At 69.4% G+C, this 16,613-nt stretch carries 16 protein-coding genes, 1 tRNA gene and 1 pseudogene; 7 read left to right on the top strand and 11 right to left on the bottom strand.

What is annotated here, in order from left to right; all coding sequences use genetic code 11:
* Nucleotides 1–71: 71 nt before the first annotated feature.
* A complete protein-coding gene (locus tag QFZ75_RS21085; protein ID WP_307544640.1) occupies nucleotides 72–2,072 on the bottom strand; it encodes an NAD(P)-binding protein in 2,001 nt (666 codons plus the stop codon).
* Between the two features lie 455 nt (nucleotides 2,073–2,527).
* On the opposite strand from QFZ75_RS21085, the gene QFZ75_RS21090 reads away from it, so the two are divergent.
* The 3 genes from QFZ75_RS21090 (at nucleotide 2,528) to QFZ75_RS21100 (ending at nucleotide 5,357) form a co-directional block, all read left to right on the top strand.
* Nucleotides 2,528–3,451 carry a permease gene (locus QFZ75_RS21090; protein WP_307544642.1) on the top strand — a complete coding sequence of 308 codons (924 nt, stop codon included), beginning with the start codon at nucleotides 2,528–2,530 and terminating at the stop codon, nucleotides 3,449–3,451.
* Nucleotides 3,448–4,194 carry a TIGR03943 family protein gene (locus QFZ75_RS21095; RefSeq protein ID WP_307539135.1) on the top strand — a complete coding sequence of 249 codons (747 nt, stop codon included), beginning with the start codon at nucleotides 3,448–3,450 and terminating at the stop codon, nucleotides 4,192–4,194. Before QFZ75_RS21090 ends, QFZ75_RS21095 begins: the two co-directional genes overlap by 4 nt.
* Before the next feature lie 164 nt (nucleotides 4,195–4,358).
* Entirely contained in the window at nucleotides 4,359–5,357 is a 999-nt protein-coding gene (locus QFZ75_RS21100) for an SMP-30/gluconolactonase/LRE family protein (protein WP_307539137.1), read from the top strand.
* A gap of 133 nt (nucleotides 5,358–5,490) precedes the next feature.
* Here the strand turns inward: QFZ75_RS21100 and QFZ75_RS21105 are convergent, their stop codons facing one another.
* The 5 genes from QFZ75_RS21105 to QFZ75_RS21125 form a co-directional block, all read right to left on the bottom strand.
* A complete protein-coding gene (locus tag QFZ75_RS21105; RefSeq protein WP_307539138.1) occupies nucleotides 5,491–5,898 on the bottom strand; it encodes a toxin-antitoxin system, toxin component, PIN family protein in 408 nt (135 codons plus the stop codon).
* A complete protein-coding gene (locus QFZ75_RS21110) occupies nucleotides 5,868–6,524 on the bottom strand; it encodes a DUF433 domain-containing protein (protein ID WP_307539140.1) in 657 nt (218 codons plus the stop codon). The genes QFZ75_RS21105 and QFZ75_RS21110 overlap by 31 nt, the downstream gene beginning before the upstream one ends.
* 85 nt (nucleotides 6,525–6,609) lie before the next feature.
* Nucleotides 6,610–7,515 (bottom strand): hypothetical protein, encoded by a 906-nt coding sequence (locus QFZ75_RS21115; RefSeq protein WP_307539142.1) that lies wholly within the window; start codon nucleotides 7,513–7,515, stop codon nucleotides 6,610–6,612.
* A 281-nt stretch (nucleotides 7,516–7,796) separates the two neighbouring features.
* A complete protein-coding gene (locus QFZ75_RS21120) occupies nucleotides 7,797–7,934 on the bottom strand; it encodes a DUF397 domain-containing protein (protein ID WP_307539144.1) in 138 nt (45 codons plus the stop codon).
* A complete protein-coding gene (locus QFZ75_RS21125; RefSeq protein ID WP_307539145.1) occupies nucleotides 7,891–8,805 on the bottom strand; it encodes a helix-turn-helix transcriptional regulator in 915 nt (304 codons plus the stop codon). Before QFZ75_RS21125 ends, QFZ75_RS21120 begins: the two co-directional genes overlap by 44 nt.
* A 177-nt stretch (nucleotides 8,806–8,982) precedes the next feature.
* Here QFZ75_RS21125 and QFZ75_RS21130 point away from each other — a divergent pair, with 177 nt between their 5' ends.
* The gene (locus tag QFZ75_RS21130) at nucleotides 8,983–9,516 is read left to right on the top strand and encodes an ATP-binding protein (RefSeq protein WP_307539146.1); all 534 of its coding nucleotides are present in this window, start codon (nucleotides 8,983–8,985) and stop codon (nucleotides 9,514–9,516) included.
* Between the two features lie 213 nt (nucleotides 9,517–9,729).
* On the opposite strand, the pseudogene QFZ75_RS41160 reads toward QFZ75_RS21130, so the two are convergent.
* Nucleotides 9,730–9,831 (bottom strand): annotated as a pseudogene (locus QFZ75_RS41160) (restriction endonuclease); the annotation flags it as partial.
* A gap of 239 nt (nucleotides 9,832–10,070) precedes the next feature.
* On the opposite strand from QFZ75_RS41160, the gene QFZ75_RS21135 reads away from it, so the two are divergent.
* Nucleotides 10,071–10,298: a type II toxin-antitoxin system VapB family antitoxin gene (locus QFZ75_RS21135; RefSeq protein WP_307539148.1), complete on the top strand. Its 228-nt coding sequence runs from the start codon at nucleotides 10,071–10,073 to the stop codon at nucleotides 10,296–10,298.
* Nucleotides 10,295–10,702, top strand: a complete 408-nt coding sequence (locus QFZ75_RS21140; RefSeq protein WP_307539150.1) for a PIN domain nuclease — start codon at nucleotides 10,295–10,297, stop codon at nucleotides 10,700–10,702. The genes QFZ75_RS21135 and QFZ75_RS21140 overlap by 4 nt, the downstream gene beginning before the upstream one ends.
* 479 nt (nucleotides 10,703–11,181) lie before the next feature.
* Here QFZ75_RS21140 and QFZ75_RS21145 read toward each other — a convergent pair.
* From QFZ75_RS21145 to QFZ75_RS21155, 3 genes are all read right to left on the bottom strand, one after another.
* Nucleotides 11,182–11,255, bottom strand: a tRNA-Pro gene (locus QFZ75_RS21145).
* A 49-nt stretch (nucleotides 11,256–11,304) separates the two neighbouring features.
* Nucleotides 11,305–12,123 carry a Pr6Pr family membrane protein gene (locus QFZ75_RS21150; RefSeq protein WP_307539152.1) on the bottom strand — a complete coding sequence of 273 codons (819 nt, stop codon included), beginning with the start codon at nucleotides 12,121–12,123 and terminating at the stop codon, nucleotides 11,305–11,307.
* A 161-nt stretch (nucleotides 12,124–12,284) separates the two neighbouring features.
* A complete protein-coding gene (locus tag QFZ75_RS21155) occupies nucleotides 12,285–13,226 on the bottom strand; it encodes a metallophosphoesterase (RefSeq protein WP_307539153.1) in 942 nt (313 codons plus the stop codon).
* A gap of 108 nt (nucleotides 13,227–13,334) precedes the next feature.
* Between QFZ75_RS21155 and QFZ75_RS21160 the strand changes: the two genes are divergently transcribed.
* Entirely contained in the window at nucleotides 13,335–13,799 is a 465-nt protein-coding gene (locus tag QFZ75_RS21160) for a GatB/YqeY domain-containing protein (protein WP_307539156.1), read from the top strand.
* A gap of 199 nt (nucleotides 13,800–13,998) precedes the next feature.
* Here the strand turns inward: QFZ75_RS21160 and QFZ75_RS21165 are convergent, their stop codons facing one another.
* On the bottom strand, nucleotides 13,999–16,335 hold the full coding sequence (locus QFZ75_RS21165) for a transglycosylase domain-containing protein (protein WP_307539158.1): 2,337 nt from the start codon (nucleotides 16,333–16,335) through the stop codon (nucleotides 13,999–14,001).
* Nucleotides 16,336–16,613 lie beyond the last annotated feature (278 nt).

The raw sequence follows: 16,613 nt of genomic DNA on the forward strand, positions 1-16,613 counted from the left end.
CCACGGACAGGCGGCCACGGAAAAGGGGCCATGGACAGGCGGCCACGGACAGGCGGTCAGTGGCCTGGCGGTCAGTGGTCCGGCGCGCCATCGCGACCGGGGCTTCGGCGCCGGCCCAGCAACTCGGCGAGGCCACGCCGGGTGGCGGCGATGACGACGCGGTCCCCCGGCCCGAGCACGTAGGCGGGCGGCAGGTCCCGGACCAGGCGGCGGTCGGCCGGAACCGCCGTGTCCAGGGCCAGCACCCGCCAGGCCCCCGCGCGGAACGCCTCGGCGACGGTGCGGCCCTCCAGCTGCGGATGCCCCGCGACGTCCAGGGCGGCGAAGAGCAGCACCCGCCGCTCCACCGGGATCGCGCCGAGGATCTGGCGGCCCATCATCGCTCCGGCGAAGGCGGGCGCGGCCAGGTGGGAGACGCTGCGGCTGCGGGTGAGCGCGTGCGGGTGCGTGGCGCGCAGGGTGCGGTAGACGGCGGTGGCGAAGTCGTCGTCGTACAGGCGCAGGACGACGCGCAGGTCGGGGCGTACCGACCGGGCGTACAGGGCCGCTTCGAGGTTGGTGGTGTCGGCGCTGGTCAGGGCGAGCAGCGCGTGCGCCCGGTGGATCTTGGCGGCTTCCAGGACGCCTTCCTGGGTGACGTCGCCCAGGACGACGGGCACCCGCAGCCGGCGTGCCAGCGCGAGCCCGCGCGCCTCGGGGTCGGCCTCCACGCACACCACGGGGATGTGGAGTTCGCGCAGACGTGCCAGCACACGGGTGCCGATCTTGCCGACCCCGAGGAGGACGACGTGCCCGGAGAGCCCCCGGGGCGGCTTCCGCAGCCCCGACCCGCTGCGGAACGTACCGAGGCCTTCGAGGACGGCGGCCAGCAGGACGGGCAGCAGCAGCAACCCCACGAGACCGGAGAGGAGCTGGAGGATCTGGCGGCCGAGGGGATCGTCGAGCGCGGGGTCGTTGATCGCGAAGAGGTCGAGGAGGGTCAGGTAGGTGGCGTGCAGCGGATGCGCGCCGGTGACCAGCATGGACGCGACCGCGAGCGCGACGACACAGGCCACCAGCCCGGCGAAGGACCAGCGCAGCCGCCGGGAGAACAGCCTGCCGAGGGGCAGCCCGATGGACAGTCCGCCCGGCAGGACACCGCGTCGCGCGGGCTGCGGGGGACCGGAGTACGACACGTTCTCCAGGACGATGGTGCCGCGGCCGGTCGCGGCGGCCACGGACGCCTCGTCGGGCAGCAGCCGCGGCCCGTGCTCGCCGCTGCTCTCCGAACCGTCGGCCCCGGCCGGGTCGTTGGTGGTGGCCGAGAGCAGTGCCAGGGTGCACAGACCGGGGTCGGCGACCTCTCCGGGGCCCGGCGGCTGCCGTTCCACGGCCCGCAGCATCAGCCCGTCGGTCTGTACGACCTTGCTGGTCCCGGCGACCGCGGTGGCGGCCAGCGCGGGCGCGGCGGTGTCCGCGTCGGAGAGCACGGTCGTGGAGGCGTCGACGAGGCCGGGCGCGGGCGCGTCCGCGGACTCCCCGGTTCCCGCCATGGCCAGGGCGGACGCCTGGTCGAGCAGGGCCTCGATGTGCTGGCCCAGACGCCGGTTGTAGAGGCGCAGGACCAGACGCAGGCGCGGGTTGAGCCGGCGTGCCATGAGGGCGGCGCGGATGTTGGTCTCGTCGTCGTCATGGACGAGTGCCAGCGCGGCGGCGTGCTCGACCCCGGCATCGGCGAGAACGGCCTCGGTAAGTACTGCGGCCTCCACCACCCGTGCCGGGCGCGGCTCTTCGGACGGACGGACACCGCGACCGGACGCGCCGTCCGCCGGAAGCGGCGAGGACGACGTCTGTGCCTGTGCCTGTGTCTGTGTCTGTGACGACGTGGTGCTGTTGCCGTTGCCGTTGCCGGTGGCCCGGGTCATGGCGGCCGACACGCGGTCGAGCAGCGTCGACGCGCGCGCCCGTCCGACGACCGGTGGCCGCGCGGTCCGCTCGGCGGACGGCACGACCAGAGTCACCCGTTCCCCGTAGACACCACGCAACTCGGCCGCCAGCCGGTGCGCGAGGGCGTCGTCCCCGCACACCACCATGTGCGCGGCACGGTCGTCCGGTCCGCTCTGATTCGGAAGGCTCCCCACAACAGCACAGAGTGCCTGACGGGTACGGGTGGTTGCACAGCGGCTCTGCCCCGGACACCGGCGGGAGTTCGACGGGAACCCGGATGAGAAGCTGTGCCGGAACGGGCGTACTGAAGGTGGAGGGCGATCCACCGACGGAGCCCCTCCCGACCGGAGGTACCGCTCCCGTGACGACAACCGACACAGCCAAGGCCCGGGTCGAGGGCCAGACCGGGGACCGGGCCGGGGACCGGACCGAAGCCCGCGAGCCGAACGGGCCGGATCAGCCGGATCAGCCGAACGAGCCGGATCAGCCGAACGAGCCGGATCAGCCGAACGAGCCGGATCAGCCGAACGAGCCGGATCAGCCGAACGAGCCGGGTGAGCCGGGCGAGCCGAAGGGCTGGCAGTTCAACTCGCCCCTCGTCCTGACCATGCTGCTGCTCACAGGAGTGGTGCTCCAGGGGCCCGTCCGCGGAGCGCTGGCCGCGCCCGTGATGCAGAGCTGGATGACCGTGTTCGTCGCGGTCGTCGTGCAGGCGCTGCCCTTCCTCGTGCTCGGTGTGCTGCTGTCGGCGGTCATCGCGGTGTTCGTGCCGCCGTCGTTCTTCGCCCGGGCGCTGCCGAAGCGGCCCGCCCTCGCGGTACCGGTCGCCGGGATGGCGGGGGCGGTGCTGCCGGGCTGCGAGTGCGCGTCGGTTCCGGTGGCCGGGGCGCTGGTGCGCCGGGGTGTCACGCCCGCGGCGGCGCTGGCGTTCCTGCTGTCGGCGCCGGCGATCAACCCGATCGTGCTGACCGCGACCGCCGTCGCGTTCCCGGGCGAGCCGGAGATGGTCCTGGCCCGCTTCGTGGCGAGCCTGCTGGTGGCCTGTGCGATGGGCTGGCTCTGGCAACGGCTGGGCCGCACCGACTGGTTGCGCCCGCCGGCCCGTCCGTCCTCGGAAGGGCTCGGCAAGGGCGCGGCGTTCTGGGGCTCGGTCCGGCACGACGTGATGCACGCGGGCGGGTTCCTGGTCGTCGGCGCGATGGCCGCGGCCACGCTCAAGGCGGTGGTCCCGGCGGACTGGCTCGGCCACGCCGCCGGCAACCCGGTGGTGTCGGTCCTCGTCCTGGCGGCGCTGGCCGTACTCCTGTCCATCTGCTCCGAGGCGGACGCCTTCGTGGCCGCGTCCCTCACCCAGTTCTCGCTCACGGCCAGACTGACCTTCCTGGTCGTCGGCCCGATGATCGACCTGAAGCTCTTCGCGATGCAGACGGCCACGTTCGGCCGGGGATTCGCCCTGCGTTTCGCGCCCGCCACGTTCACGCTGGCGGTCCTGGTGTCGTCCCTGGTCGGGGCGGTGCTGCTGTGAACCGCCAGGCACAGGCAGCCGTGCTCTTCCTCACCGGCGGGGCGATCCTGCACACGGGCCTCACCGACCTCTACCTGCGGTACGTCAAGGCCGGGCTGCGGCCGTTGCTGCTGGCGGCAGGCGTGGTCCTGATCGCGACGGCGGTGGCGACGGTCTGGTACGAGCGCCGGAGCGTACGGGCCGAAGCCCATGCGCACAGAGAGCCCCGCGTCGCCTGGCTCCTGGTCCTCCCCCTCCTGGCCCTCGTCATGGTCGCGCCGCCGGCCCTGGGCTCGTACAGCGCGATGCGCACGGGCACGGCCCTGCAGAAGCAGCCGTGGGGCTTCGCGGACCTCCCCGCGAGTGACACCGGCAAGGGCACCGGCACCGGCAAAGGCACCGAAATCGTCCGCCTGAGCCTGGTCGACTACGCGGGCCGGGCGGCGTACGACCACGGCCGCTCACTCGGGAACCGCCGCATCAGGACCGCCGGTCTGGTGGCGCTGGGGAGCGACGGCACGCCGTACCTGGTCCGCATGGCGCTGAGCTGCTGCGCGGCGGACGCCCAGCCGGTGAAGATAGGCCTGACGGGCCGGACGCCTCCGGTGCTGCGCCCGGACACCTGGCTGGAGGTCACGGGCACGTACACCGCCAGACAGACCAGGGACCCGGTGAACGACGGCATCATCCCGTTCCTGGACATCACGGAGGCGAAACCGGTGAAGGCGCCCCGGGACCCGTACGACGAGAGCTGGAACGGCTGAGCCGGCCTTCCACCGGCCCCGGCCCCGGGTCTCAACTCCGGTTCCCGTCCCGGCAAGCTGTCGATCCCCTGTCGATCCGCCGCCGATACGGGGGAGGCGCGGGGGAGTCGGGAGAGGCTGGGCCACGATGGGTTTTCTCCCCTTCCTCCAAGGAGGCCGGAACGATGATCCGCAATCACGTCCACCCGTCCAGGCGCGCACTCCTGGGCGGCGCGGCCCTGACGGCGTTGGCGACGGCGACGACAACGACCGGCACGGCTACGGCGAACGCGACCACCGGGACTTCCCCGTCCGCCACTTGGCCGACGGAGTTCCCGCTCCCCGACGGCTTCCTCCCCGAGGGCATAGCCATCGGCGGCAAGCCGTACGCGTACATGGGCTCGCGGGCGAACGGCGCGCTCTACCGCACGGATCTGCGCACGGGGAAAGGCCGAATCCTCTTCCCGGGCGGCACGGGCCTGGTGGCGGTGGGCCTGAAACTCGACGACGACGGCCTGCTGTACGTGGCGGGCAGCACGGGTGTGGCCCGAACCCACGACGCCCGCACGGGCGAAGTACTGGCGACGCACCAACTGTCCGAACCGACCGGCCACTTCATCAACGACGTGACACTGCTGGGCGACCGGGCGTGGTTCACGGACTCACGAGCCGCCGCCCTGTACGCGGTCCCGCGCGGCCACGGCCGCGACCGCAGCCGAGGCCGTAGCCGCGGCCGCTCCGGAGCCGTACGGACGCTCCCCCTCACCGGCGACTGGGTCCAGCTCCCGGACGTCAACAACGCCAACGGCATCGTGGGCACCCCGGACGGCCGCGCCCTGATCGTCGTCAAGAGCACCCCGGGCGAGCTCTACAAGGTGAACACCCGCACGGGCCACGCCACGAGGATCACGCTGATCGGTGCGACGGACGTGGTCAACGGCGACGGCCTCTACCGCACGGGCCGCACCCTGTACGTGGTCCAGAACCGCCTGAACCTGATCAGCGTGTTCCACCTGGACGCGAGGTCCACGACGGCGACCCTGACCGGCACGATCACGGACCCCCGCTTCGACGTCCCCACCACGGCGGCCCGCCACGGCAACCGCCTCTACCTGGTGAACGCCCGCTTCACGAGCCCCCAGACACCGGAGACGACGTTCACGGGGGTGGCGGTACCGATCTGATCGACGGCAGGCACGAATGAGGCGGGGCTCCACAACCGGAGCTCCGCCTTGAGTCTTTGTCCGGGTCGGATGCCCGCCGCTCCGGATGCCCGCCGTTCCGATCATGGGGGTGGGCAGCCGGGGCACCCGGCCGTCAGGGCCACGTACGCTCGATGCGGTCATGACGTACCGCATAAGCGGCCGGACCGCCGTTCTTGACGGCCCGGTGGATCGCGTCACGATGCGCGACGAGGCGTTCGACCATCTCGATGCTGCGCAGCTGCTGGTTGTCGAGATAGAACAGCACGGCCTCGCGTTCCAGGACAGGCCGAATCTCCAGGTCCCGGGTCTTGATCCGACCGTCCTTCGAGAGCGGGACCCAGGACCGGTCGAGACCATGAGTGATCCATTCTTCGTCCGGAACGCTCTGCCCGTCGTCGGGAAAGACATCTCCGATGCGGTGAACTGTCCCACCCGCCGGCCCGCAGCCCCTCGGCGACGCGTCGGCCGAGGTTCCGGTCGAGGAAGAACTCAGGCGGCAAGACGCACCACTGCTCTGCACAGGGCATCAACCTGCTCAGGCGTCATGTCGAAGTCGTACGCGATGTCCTCGACGGTCTCCCCGGCCTCCCACAGGTCGGTGATGGCACTGACCGAGACGCGATTGGCGGCGACGACGGGAAGGCCGTGACCGAATCGCGGGTCGATCACGACAGGGACGGAGTCTGGGTACTGCCTCAGCCGCAGACTGGAAGGGAAGTCGTCGTCCTGCTCCCAGGTCAGATAGCGGAGATAGTCGGAGACCACTTCCTGGATGGGTGCCTGACCGTCCCGGGCCCTGCGGAGATCACCGAAGCCGTGCTCGACGAAGATGTCCACACCGTCCGTGGCGATCCGCTTCGACACGAGGCCGTAGGGGGTGTCGAAGGCGTCCCTTACGGCGGCTGCGGCCTCTTTGATCTCGCTCATCCGTAGCCCCAGGGCACGCAGGGAGCGGAGTGCGTGGGCCTCGGCCACAGCGATGAAGGGAACCGAGGGCTGGCCCCTCCGTACCGGCTCCACCTGATGGACCAGGGGCGCTCCGGCTGCTCGGCCCTTCAACCACGAATTGAGGGTCGAGCGTGGAATCCCGAGGTAGGAGGATGTCTCCGTGGGCGTCAGCAGCCCGTCCGCGAACCGGTCGACCATGATCCACCTCCTTTTGCCGCCAGGTCCCGCATAGTCGCATATCAAGCCTCCCACCTGCGGGCCGACAGCACACCGGCTCACCCGCTCAACCAGCCGCACGCAGCCGCCTTCCGGACCGGCAGTCCCGGCAATGCCCGGGTACCGCCGCGCGGAACGCCCGCTCGCAGCCGTCACAGGTCTGGAAAGGCACGATCGCCGTGCGAATCTCAGGTTCCACGATCCTGGCCCGTGCGGGTGGGGGCAGGGGAGTCTCCCGGAGGCGGAAGGCGAGGATGCTCGCCGGACGTGCCAGGAGGTGGTCGGGGAGCCTGGCCGTGAGGTGCTCGGTGATGTGTGTGGGCAGGACACCGGCCGCGAGCCACTGCGTGACCGCCGGAGCCAGCCGGGCCACGTCCTGTCCGGACAGGAGCAGCCGGGAGTCGACATGCCGCAGCGAGGCGAGCACGGCGACAGCCCGGGGGTCGGCTGCGGCGAGCGGGGACTGCTCTTCCGCCTCGTGTCGTACGTGCGTCGCCTCCTGCGCAGCCGGTACGGCCTCCACGGCCAGGGGCATCCGGGGCCTCGGCGGCTCCGCCGGCTTCGCCGACTTGGACGGCTTGGGAGGTTTCGGCGGATCGGGAGGTCCGTCCGGCTCCGGACGGCCACCGGGCACGGAATGGAAGAACGTCCGCGTACGAATGTGCCCACCGGGCCCGCGCTCGCGCCGACGCTCCAGGTAACCCGCCCGCTCAAGCTCCCTCAGAGCTCGGGAGATCAGAATCTCGCCCTCGTCGAAGTGCTCGCACAGCGCGGCGATGCTGACGGGCGAGCCATCGGGCAAGGAGAGGATGTACGTCGCGACACCGACCGTGACAGCGCTGCCGCGCCGCTGGGCGAGGGCGTTGGAGATGACGGTGAAGTCGGCGGTGAGACGGGTGCGTACGTGGATCACGCCGGAGGTCGGAGTTCCGGCGTCGGCGCGCAGGGGCGCGTTAGACTGCGATTCAGCCATCGGGAAGGGTCTTCTTCCTGGTTGGTCAGGCCCTCGTTCGGGATTGCCGTCCCGGCCGGGGGCCGTATCTGTTTTCGGTTGTCGCGGCGAACGTAACGGTCCGTATCCCCCATCTGCAAGCCGGTCACTCGGATGGGTGACGCGGGCCGCTCGGCCGGGGAGGGCGGGAGGGTGGGTAGTTCTTTCCCCCGGTTCTTTGAGGAGGTCAGGAGCACACCGGACCCTCGCGGACAAGGACCCGGCGACTCCGAAGACCGACCGGCGACCGGCAAGCGGCCGACTCAGACGCGGCGCTGCGCAGCCGCCAACTCGCCTATGAACACTGCCCAGGAGGCGGCTCCGAAGGACAGCGCGGGGCCGTACGGAACCTTGCTGTCACGCACGGGGACGATGCCGCGGAATCCGTCCGCGACCTCCACGCAGTCGCCCCCCGCTTGATTGCTGTAGCTGCTCTTGCGCCAGGCGGCGCCGTTCAGATCTGGACGGGACGTTCGCGCCACGGTGGTTGCCCTCCAACACGGACCGGATCATGTCGAGTGACATGATCGGAGGCAGGGCCGCTGCCCGCAATCGATCGTAAATCACCTTGTAGCGGCTGACGTTGTCCGGATCCTCGATGAGACGGCCGTAATCCGAGCCTTCCGTGTAGGCCATCTCGGAGCCGTCAGGAAGAGTCAGAACGCTCAGAGATCCCCCCATCGCTTCGTGCTCACCCTGGTCGAAAGGCAGCACTTGAACGGTGATGCGGGGATCGGCGGCGGCTGCCAGCAGCCTGGCCAACTGTGCCTGCATCACTGCAGGGCCGCCGACCGGACGTCGTAGCACCGCCTCATCCAGGACGACCCACAGGGCGGGGTGGCTCGGCGTGCGGAGCCGTTCCTGCCTACTCATCCGGGCGGCGACGCGTTCTTCCAACTGAGCTTCCCCGCTGAGGAGCGCGTCCAGTTTCAGTACGGCCCGTGCGTAATCCTCCGTCTGCAACAGACCAGGGACGACGTGGGCCGCGTACTGCGCGATGCTCACCGCCCGTTCGGAGTGCTCCATGAACGCCCGTGACCAGTCCGGGAACGCCTCCCGGTACACGTACGGCCAGAGATCGGTCAGCAGGCCGTCGGCCGCCAGTGCCGCATCGAGCGCCCGTGCCAGTTCCAGCGTCGGCCTGGCCCCCGAGGCGCGCTCGATCTGGGTGATGCGCGTGCTCACGACATGCGTTCTCCGACCGAGTTCGGCCTGGGTCAGGCCGGCGGCGGTACGGAGTCGGCGTACACGGGTGCCGAACAGCGCTGCCATGGATGCGCTGGGGTCAATTGCGTTGGCCAAGGCGTTACTTCCGTTCCTTACGGACTGAGAGGTAAGGCTGCGTCACCTACCGAGCGTAGGACGACCGGACGATCCTTGAGCACGGAAAGTAATGACTCGCATACACGGCGGGACATTGCGGAGCACTGCGGAAAGGACGCACAGGCCATGCTGACAGGAACCACCACCACCGAGGACGACCACCCGCGAAGGAACGCGGAGCGCGCCGGGCAAGAGTGGACGACACCCGAAGGCGGCTCATCGGAACCGCACCTGTGCGTCCGGCAGTTCACGTCATCGCTACGAGGCGTGCGCCTGGCCCGGCGCCTGGCTGTGTGGTGCATGGAGGAGTGGGGACATCCGCAGCGGTCGGACGTGTCGTGCACAGTGGCTCTCATCGTCAACGAACTCGCAGCGAACGCCGTGCAGCACGGCAGCGTCCCAGGCCATGGTTTCGGCCTGCGACTCGGCCTGCGACTCGGCCTCGACGGGACGGTGGACCTGATCCGCATCGAGGTCGCGGACGCAGCCACCGGCAAGCGACCCCCAAGCGCTCCGCTACCCGCCAGCCCGGACGCGGAGAGCGGCCGGGGGCTGCTGCTGGTGGACGTCCTGTCCACACGCTGGGGCTCAAGTCCCCGTCACCCGCTGGGTAAGACGGTCTGGGCGGAGGTGACGACGATCCGCGACGCCCTGTCGTAGGCCGTCGGAGAACGACTGGTGTCGCAGCGGAGAGGGCGACCGCGCAGACCCGCACCGCCGGCCACGATCTCATCGGGACTGCGGACCACCTCACCCGCCTCCCGACCGAGCCGGAACCGGCTTCTCCAGGTCGTCGACGTCGGAGGTGAAGACAAAGAACCGTGCTTCTGGTTCACACCCCTTGCCAATGGGACCGTGCCCGACGCACGGCGATCAGTCGGCCGTAGAGGGACGTGGACTGCACCGGAAGACCTGGCCGGTGTGCCAGGAGCGGTGGATCGCGGTGACGGGACGGGTGCTTGGCCGGGGTCCGAGGCCGAGGGCTCCCTTGTTGAACCAGCGACGGTTCGTGCCGCAGCGCTGCTCGAAACTCCGGTGCCGGCCGCCCCGCGGCTCCGGCGAAGATCTCTTCGTCCCGAATGAGGGGTGGGCGGGTTCCTGCTGCCCATCGGGTGCCCGTCGGCCCGCAAGCGTCAGGACTGGTCCCGCTTCCCCGCTCGATACATTCGATCATGTATATTGATACACTGCCTTATGTGTATGGAGGTGGGTCCATGAGCAGAACCGTCATCGATCTCGACGACGACGCGCTGGAGGCCGCAGCGAAGGAGCTGGGCACTTCCACGAAGCGGGACACCATCAATACAGCCCTGCGCGAGATCGTGGCACGCAACCGTCGCTTGCGTGCCCTGCATGAGTTGCAGGATCTCGCGGATGAAGGCGCCCTCGACGTGGAATTCCTCCTGGACAAGCGCAACTACCGGGGTGGTTCCGCCCGGTGAGCGTTGCCGACTACCTCGTCGATACGTCGGCCCTGGCTCGCGTTCTGCTGCGTCAGACAACCGAAGAGTGGGAGCAGAGGATGGGCGGCGGTCTGATCGCCCTGTGCGACCTCACCGAACTGGAAGTCCTCTACTCCGCACGTTCTGCGAAAGACCGCGAAGCCATCCAGGGACGGCTGAGTCAGTTCGCCTGGTGCCCCATGCCCGACGGCATCTACCGTCGCGCCCGCGTCGTCCAGCGCGAGCTCACCACCAAGGGCGAGCACCGCAGCGCCGGAGCCGTCGACCTCCTCGTGGCCGCAGCCGCAGAAGAAGCAGGACTCACGCTGCTGCACTACGACCGCGATTTCGAAACCATCGCCCGCACCACCGGGCAGCCGGTCCGAACGATCGACCTCAAGTAGCCGGTCGGCTTCCCGGTCCATTGCCACCGCAGACACCCCGACCTCCGCCATGGCGATGGCCGTACCCTCCAGGCTCTCCCGCAAGATCACGTGCTTGAAGGACTGGGGCCACACGGGCTGCCGATTTCGCGGAGTGCCCCATTCCGCGGCGAGGCCGCTGCCCGCTCCTCCCGCCGCTGTTTGCCCCAACTCAGTGCATGATCGTCAGTTCGGAACGGTACGGAGTATTCCGCACCGGTCGATGACATCAGCAGGTACTTGTTGAAGGCGTCCCCTGTCATGAACTTTTCCAGCCGTCCTGCCGTCCAGCAGGCTCGTTCATCTCAGGCGGAGAATTGCCCTGCCGACGGTTGATAACGACGATCTAGCAGACGCGCCTTTGGGGGCCGGCCTTAAAGTCGGCTCCCAAGCGGACCCCGCAAATGACTCAGGGGCCCGACCCGCTAAGCGGATCAGACCCCTGATCTGGTACTTCACTGTCGGGGTGGCGGGATTTGAACCCACGACCTCTTCGTCCCGAACGAAGCGCGCTGCCAAGCTGCGCTACACCCCGATGTCGCTGTGGCGGGCCACTCTCGTGGTCTGTGCCGTGGCGACGTCGTTTACTTTAGCCCACTGGTGGCCGGAGACGAAATCCGGTTTTCGGGGGGCCGGTGGCGGCGTGAGCCGGGCCTGACGTGGTCCAGGGCGATGATCAGGACCGCCAGGCCGTAGCAGGCGACGCCCAGGATCGTGATGTTGCCCAGGACCTCGACGAAGCCGTGCTCGGAGACGTCCAGGAAGGGGTACGGGTAGCGGTTCTGCGTGCCCGGGGGCAGGAGCAGTCCCCTGGTCACCGTGAAGGCCAGGTACGCGAGCGGCAGGATCATCCATGTGGCCGCGCTGTGCAGGCGCAGCGCTCCCGGCAGGGTCAGCAGGAACCAGTCCAGCGCCACCAGGACCGGGATCACCGTGTGCAGCAGCAGGCTCGTCGCCGCGTGCCAGCCGGTGAGCGGGCCGGTGAGCGGACCGCCGGTGCCCGTCATGGAGAACGTGGTCGGGTTGTCGGCCAGGAGCAGGTGGTAGACCAGGCTCCCGCCGACCGCGTACAGCAGCGTGCAGGCGGTGACGGACGCCCGCAGCGGGTGGCGTGCGGTCCAGGCCCTCCTGGCCGTGACCGTGAACACCGCGGCCACCAGGAGGCTGCTCAGGATCGTGAAGTAGCTCAGGACGCGGATCGGGCTGCCCAGGAGCAGGTCGAGCGCCACGCCCGCGACCGCCGCCAGGGCCACCAGGAGGCGGAAGACGGTGACCACGGGGCGGCGTACGCGCGGGACCACCGCGTACGCCGGGACGACGGGGACGGCGGCAGCGGCGGCGTTGGCGGCTATGCCGGGGATCCTGGGTATGTCCGGGATCTCCGCAGGTATGGGGGCGGTCATGCCCTCACGTTAAGCAAATCGGGCAAAAGGGGCGATGCGGGCTCCGCTGGACGGGTGACCTGACCTGACCCAGCCTGACCTAGGTACCGCCTGGGCCTTTCCCTAGCCCAGCCAGCCAGCCAGCCAGCCCGGCCAGCCCCTCCTGCCGCCCCCGCTACGCGCTACGCGGAAACCGCCGCCCCCGTCAGCGTCAGCAGTGTCGCCTCCGGCGGGCACGCGAACCGTACCGGGGTGTACCTGCTCGTCCCGCAGCCCGCCGACACGTGCATGTAGGACGTCCGCCCGGACTCCGCCTCCGTGTGCGTGGACAGGCCCTTCACCCGGTCGGTGTCCAGGTCGCAGTTGGTGACCAGGGCGCCGTAGAAGGGGATGCACAGCTGGCCGCCGTGCGTGTGGCCCGCCAGGATCAGGGGATAGCCGTCCGCGGTGAACGCGTCCAGCGTGCGCAGGTACGGCGCGTGCACGACGCCCAGCGAGACGTCGGCCGAGTCGGACGGACCGCCGGCCACGCGCGCGTACCGGTCACGCTTGACGTGCGGGTCGTCGAGCCCGGTCAGCTCGATCTCGTGGCCGTCGATCTTCAGCGAGCCCCGGGCGTTCGTCAGGTTCAGCCAGCCCGCGGCGTCGAACCCGTCGCGCAGTTCCTCCCACGGGTTGTGGACCACGTTCGTGGCGGGCGCGTTGCCGTTCAGCCCGTGCCGGCCCTGCGTCCTCTCGTACAGGTAGCGGGCCGGGTTGCGGAGTGTGGGCCCGTAGTAGTCGTTCGAGCCGAAGACGTACGCCCCCGGGAACTCCATCAGCGGGCCGAGGGCGTCCATGACCTCCGGTACGCCCTCGGGGTCGGAGAGGTTGTCCCCGGTGTTGATGACGAAGTCGGGGCGCAGCCCGGCCAGCGAACGCAGCCAGCGCTGCTTCTTGCGCTGGCCGCTCACCATGTGGATGTCGGAGACCTGGAGCACACGCAGGGGGCGCATCCCGGGGGGCAGCACCGGGATGGTCACCCGTCGAAGACGGAACGAGCGGGCTTCGAACCCCGCCGAGTAGAGCAGACCGGCGGCGCCAACCGCCGCAATTCCCAGGGGTACTCCGTATCGCGCGCGCATACGCCCATCGTGTCAGACCCCGGCCGCCCCGAACCCCGCGGGAGCCCGCCGGCCGGCCGGACCTAAATCCACGGGCGGCATTCGCACCACACCTGCGACAATCGCCCCATGACCACGCTCAAGTCGAAGCTGCAGGCAGACCTCAACGCCGCGATCAAGGAGCGCGACGAGCTCCGCTCCTCGACGCTCCGGCTGACCATCGCCGCCGTCCAGAAGGAGGAGGTCGCGGGTACGCAGAAGCGCGAACTCTCCGACGACGAGGTGCAGAAGGTGATCGCCAAGGAGGCGAAGAAGCGCCGCGAGGCGGCCGAGGCCTTCGCGCAGGGCGGTCGCGCCGAGTCGGCCGAGCGTGAGAAGGCGGAGGGCGTGGTCCTCGCCGAGTACCTGCCGAAGCAGCTCTCCGACGACGAGCTCCAGCAGATCGTCGCGCAGGCGGTCGAGGAGGCGAAGGCGGCCGGTGCGGAGGGCCCCCGGGCCATGGGCCAGGTCATGAAGATCGTGAACCCGAAGGTGGCCGGTCTGGCCGAGGGCGGCCGCGTCGCCGCCGCGGTCAAGAAGCTGCTCGCGGGCTGAAGCCGGGCTGAAGCCGGGACGAGCTCGGCCCGGGTTCTCAGCCCAGGCAGCCCAGGCACCCATGCAGCCCAGGCAACTCGGCGCCCTGACTGCCGTCGTGCGCCGCTGACCGACCGCCGCCGTACGCCGATGGGGGCGCCCCTGATCACACGGGGCGCCCCCATCGGCGTACGCGTACGGCTATGGGACCGGAACCGGCCTACGGCCAGGTGCCCCCGTCCCCGTTCCCTCCACCGTTGTTGCCGTTGTTGCCGCCGTCATTGCCGCCGATCGTCCACTCGTCCGGGAAGGAGAAGGTCGGCGTCGGGTTCTGGGGTTGACCGGGGCCGCCGTTGTCGCCGCCCCCATTGTCATTTCCCCGGTTCTCCCCGTTCCCGTTTCCGTTGCCGCCGTTGTCGCCGTCGCCCCGGCCGTCGTTGCCGTCGTCCCCGTTGTCCCCGTCGTCATGATCCTTGTCCTCCTTGGGATCAGGGATGTCGACGAGGTTGAAGCCCGGAGACTCCTTGCCCGACAGGGCGCCGGTCATGGCGTCCTTCCAGATCGGCCCCGGCACCGCGCCGCCGAAGACCTTCTCGTGCCACTGCCCGCCGATCGTGATGTTGACCATCTTGACCTTCTGGGTGGCACTGCCGACCCAGACCGCGCCGGACATGTTCGGCGTGTAGCCGACGAACCAGGCGTTCTTGCGGAAGTCCGTCGTACCGGTCTTGCCGGCGTTGGCGCGGTCGGTGAGACCGGCCTGCTGACCCGTACCGGAGTCGACCACACCGCTCAGCAGCGTGTTGATGGTGTCCGCGGTGGTCTCCGACATCGCGCGCGAGCACGAGGACTTCGGCACCGGCAGGGACTTCTTCTCACCGCCGAGCTGCTGGCTGATCGAGGCGATCGCGATCGGTGTGCAGTACGTGCCCCGGTTGGCGAAGGCGGCGTACGCGCTCGCCATGGTCAGCGGCGAGATACCGGTGGATCCGAGGGTCATCGACGCGGGCTGCTGCGGCAGCTTGGTGCCGTTGCCCTGCACGACGCCCAGCTTGTTGGTGATGTCCACCACCGGGCACATGCCGATGTCCTCGAGCATCTGCACGAAGTACGTGTTGACCGACAGCTCCATGGCCTTCTTCAGCGGGTACGGGCCGACCTCCGCCTCGTCCTCGTTCTCGACCTTGGCGTTGTCCGTGTTGCGCCAGGTCTTGCCGTTGCACGCCTGGACACTGTCGGGGTACGGCATCTCGTACGGCGCCGGATAGACCTGCGTGGGCTGCTTGCCGCCCTCCAGCGCCGCCGCGGCCAGGAACGGCTTGAACGTCGAACCGGTCGGGAAGCCGAAGTTCGAGCCGCCCATGGAGTGGTCGACCGAGTAGTTGATCTCGGTCTCGTTCTTCCCGTAGCCGTACGGCTTGGACTGGCCCATCGCGAGGATCTTGCCGGAGCCCGGCTCGACGAGCGTCGACGCCGCCGCGACCTTGTCCGTCTTGTTGACGTGGTTCTTGAGCGAGGCCTGGACCGACTTCTGCGCCTGCGGGTCGAGCGTCGTACGGATCGTCAGGCCGCCCTGGTTCCAGACCTTGGCCCGGGCCTTCTGGGTCTTGCCGAAGACCGGGTCGTTCAGGAAGACCTCGCGCACGTAGTCGCAGAAGAAGCTGGAGTCCTTGACGGCCGTGATGCAGCCGTTCTTCGGCTTGCTGATCCTCAGGCCGAGCGGCTTCGCCTTCGCCGCGGCGGCCTCCGCCCGCGTGATGTCGTGCACCTCGGCCATGCGCTGCAGCACCACGTTGCGCCGCTTGGTGGCCTCGGCCTCGTCGTTGACCGGGTCGTACCGGCTCGGCGACTGGACGATGCCCGCCAGGAGCGCGGCCTCCTGCAGTTCCAGGTCCTTGGCCGACTTGGAGAAGTAGCGCTGGGCGGCGGCCTCCACGCCGTAGGCCTGCTGCCCGAAGAACGTGATGTTCAGGTAGTTCTCGAGGATCTTCTTCTTGCCCAGCTCCTCCTCGACCTGGATCGCGAACTTCAGCTCGCGGACCTTGCGGCCCAGGGTCTGCTGGGTGGCCTGGGCGACCTTCGTCGGGTCGTTGCCGGCCTCCTCCACGAAGACGTTCTTCACGTACTGCTGCGTGAGCGTCGAGGCGCCCTCCGAGACGCCGCCGCTCTGCGCGTTCTTGTTGAGGGCGCGCAGGACGCCCTTGAGGTCGACCGCGCCGTGCTCGTAGAACCGCGAGTCCTCGATCGCGACGATCGCCTTCTGTATGTACGGCGACATGTCCTTCAGGTCGACCACCGTGCGGTCACGCGAGTAGACCGTGGCGATCTGGCCGCCCTGGTTGTCCAGGATCGTGGTGCGCTGGCTCAGCGGCGGCCGCTTCAGATTGGCCGGGATCTCGTCGAACCCCTCGACCGACCCCTTGGCCGCGAGACCGAGCGCGCCGAACGCCGGTACGGCGATCCCGGCCATGACGGCCCCCGCGAGCACACTGACACCGAGGAACTTGGCGGCCTGCTGCGTGGGAGACAGACCACCGCCCGAGCGCTTTTTTGGCATGAGGGCAGCCTACGTTCTCATTCGCCGGACACGCGTAAGGCATTGGCCTAAGCTGCTCTCAACTGTCACAGCAGTAGGGCTACGTATCAATACGTCCGGCGACCCCGAATCGTTTCGGACCTCACTCGACTTTTTTGTTGAGCACGTGCCCGGATACGCCGTATGTGTCACCTGGCGTCCGTTGTGACGCAACTCAATCGTCCTGGTCCGCCGGGAAAGTCACGTATGTCGTCGGGTCACTCCGTTGGGTGATCTGTCGCGTACCCATAGTCCATTCG

The organism is Streptomyces sp. V3I8, from assembly GCF_030817535.1.
Taxonomy (GTDB): domain Bacteria; phylum Actinomycetota; class Actinomycetes; order Streptomycetales; family Streptomycetaceae; genus Streptomyces.

What these genes read in the sequence shown, in the direction of transcription:
- QFZ75_RS21085 (WP_307544640.1), bottom strand. Translation starts at nt 2,072, where the DNA reads ATGGTGGTGTGCGGGGACGACGCCCTCGCGCACCGGCTGGCGGCCGAG.
- QFZ75_RS21100 (WP_307539137.1), top strand. Translation starts at nt 4,359, where the DNA reads ATGATCCGCAATCACGTCCACCCGTCCAGGCGCGCACTCCTGGGCGGC.
- QFZ75_RS21110 (WP_307539140.1), bottom strand. Translation starts at nt 6,524, where the DNA reads ATGGTCGACCGGTTCGCGGACGGGCTGCTGACGCCCACGGAGACATCC.
- QFZ75_RS21115 (WP_307539142.1), bottom strand. Translation starts at nt 7,515, where the DNA reads ATGGCTGAATCGCAGTCTAACGCGCCCCTGCGCGCCGACGCCGGAACT.
- QFZ75_RS21125 (WP_307539145.1), bottom strand. Translation starts at nt 8,805, where the DNA reads ATGGCAGCGCTGTTCGGCACCCGTGTACGCCGACTCCGTACCGCCGCC.
- QFZ75_RS21130 (WP_307539146.1), top strand. Translation starts at nt 8,983, where the DNA reads ATGCTGACAGGAACCACCACCACCGAGGACGACCACCCGCGAAGGAAC.
- QFZ75_RS21135 (WP_307539148.1), top strand. Translation starts at nt 10,071, where the DNA reads ATGAGCAGAACCGTCATCGATCTCGACGACGACGCGCTGGAGGCCGCA.
- QFZ75_RS21150 (WP_307539152.1), bottom strand. Translation starts at nt 12,123, where the DNA reads ATGACCGCCCCCATACCTGCGGAGATCCCGGACATACCCAGGATCCCC.
- QFZ75_RS21155 (WP_307539153.1), bottom strand. Translation starts at nt 13,226, where the DNA reads ATGCGCGCGCGATACGGAGTACCCCTGGGAATTGCGGCGGTTGGCGCC.
- QFZ75_RS21160 (WP_307539156.1), top strand. Translation starts at nt 13,335, where the DNA reads ATGACCACGCTCAAGTCGAAGCTGCAGGCAGACCTCAACGCCGCGATC.
- QFZ75_RS21165 (WP_307539158.1), bottom strand. Translation starts at nt 16,335, where the DNA reads ATGCCAAAAAAGCGCTCGGGCGGTGGTCTGTCTCCCACGCAGCAGGCC.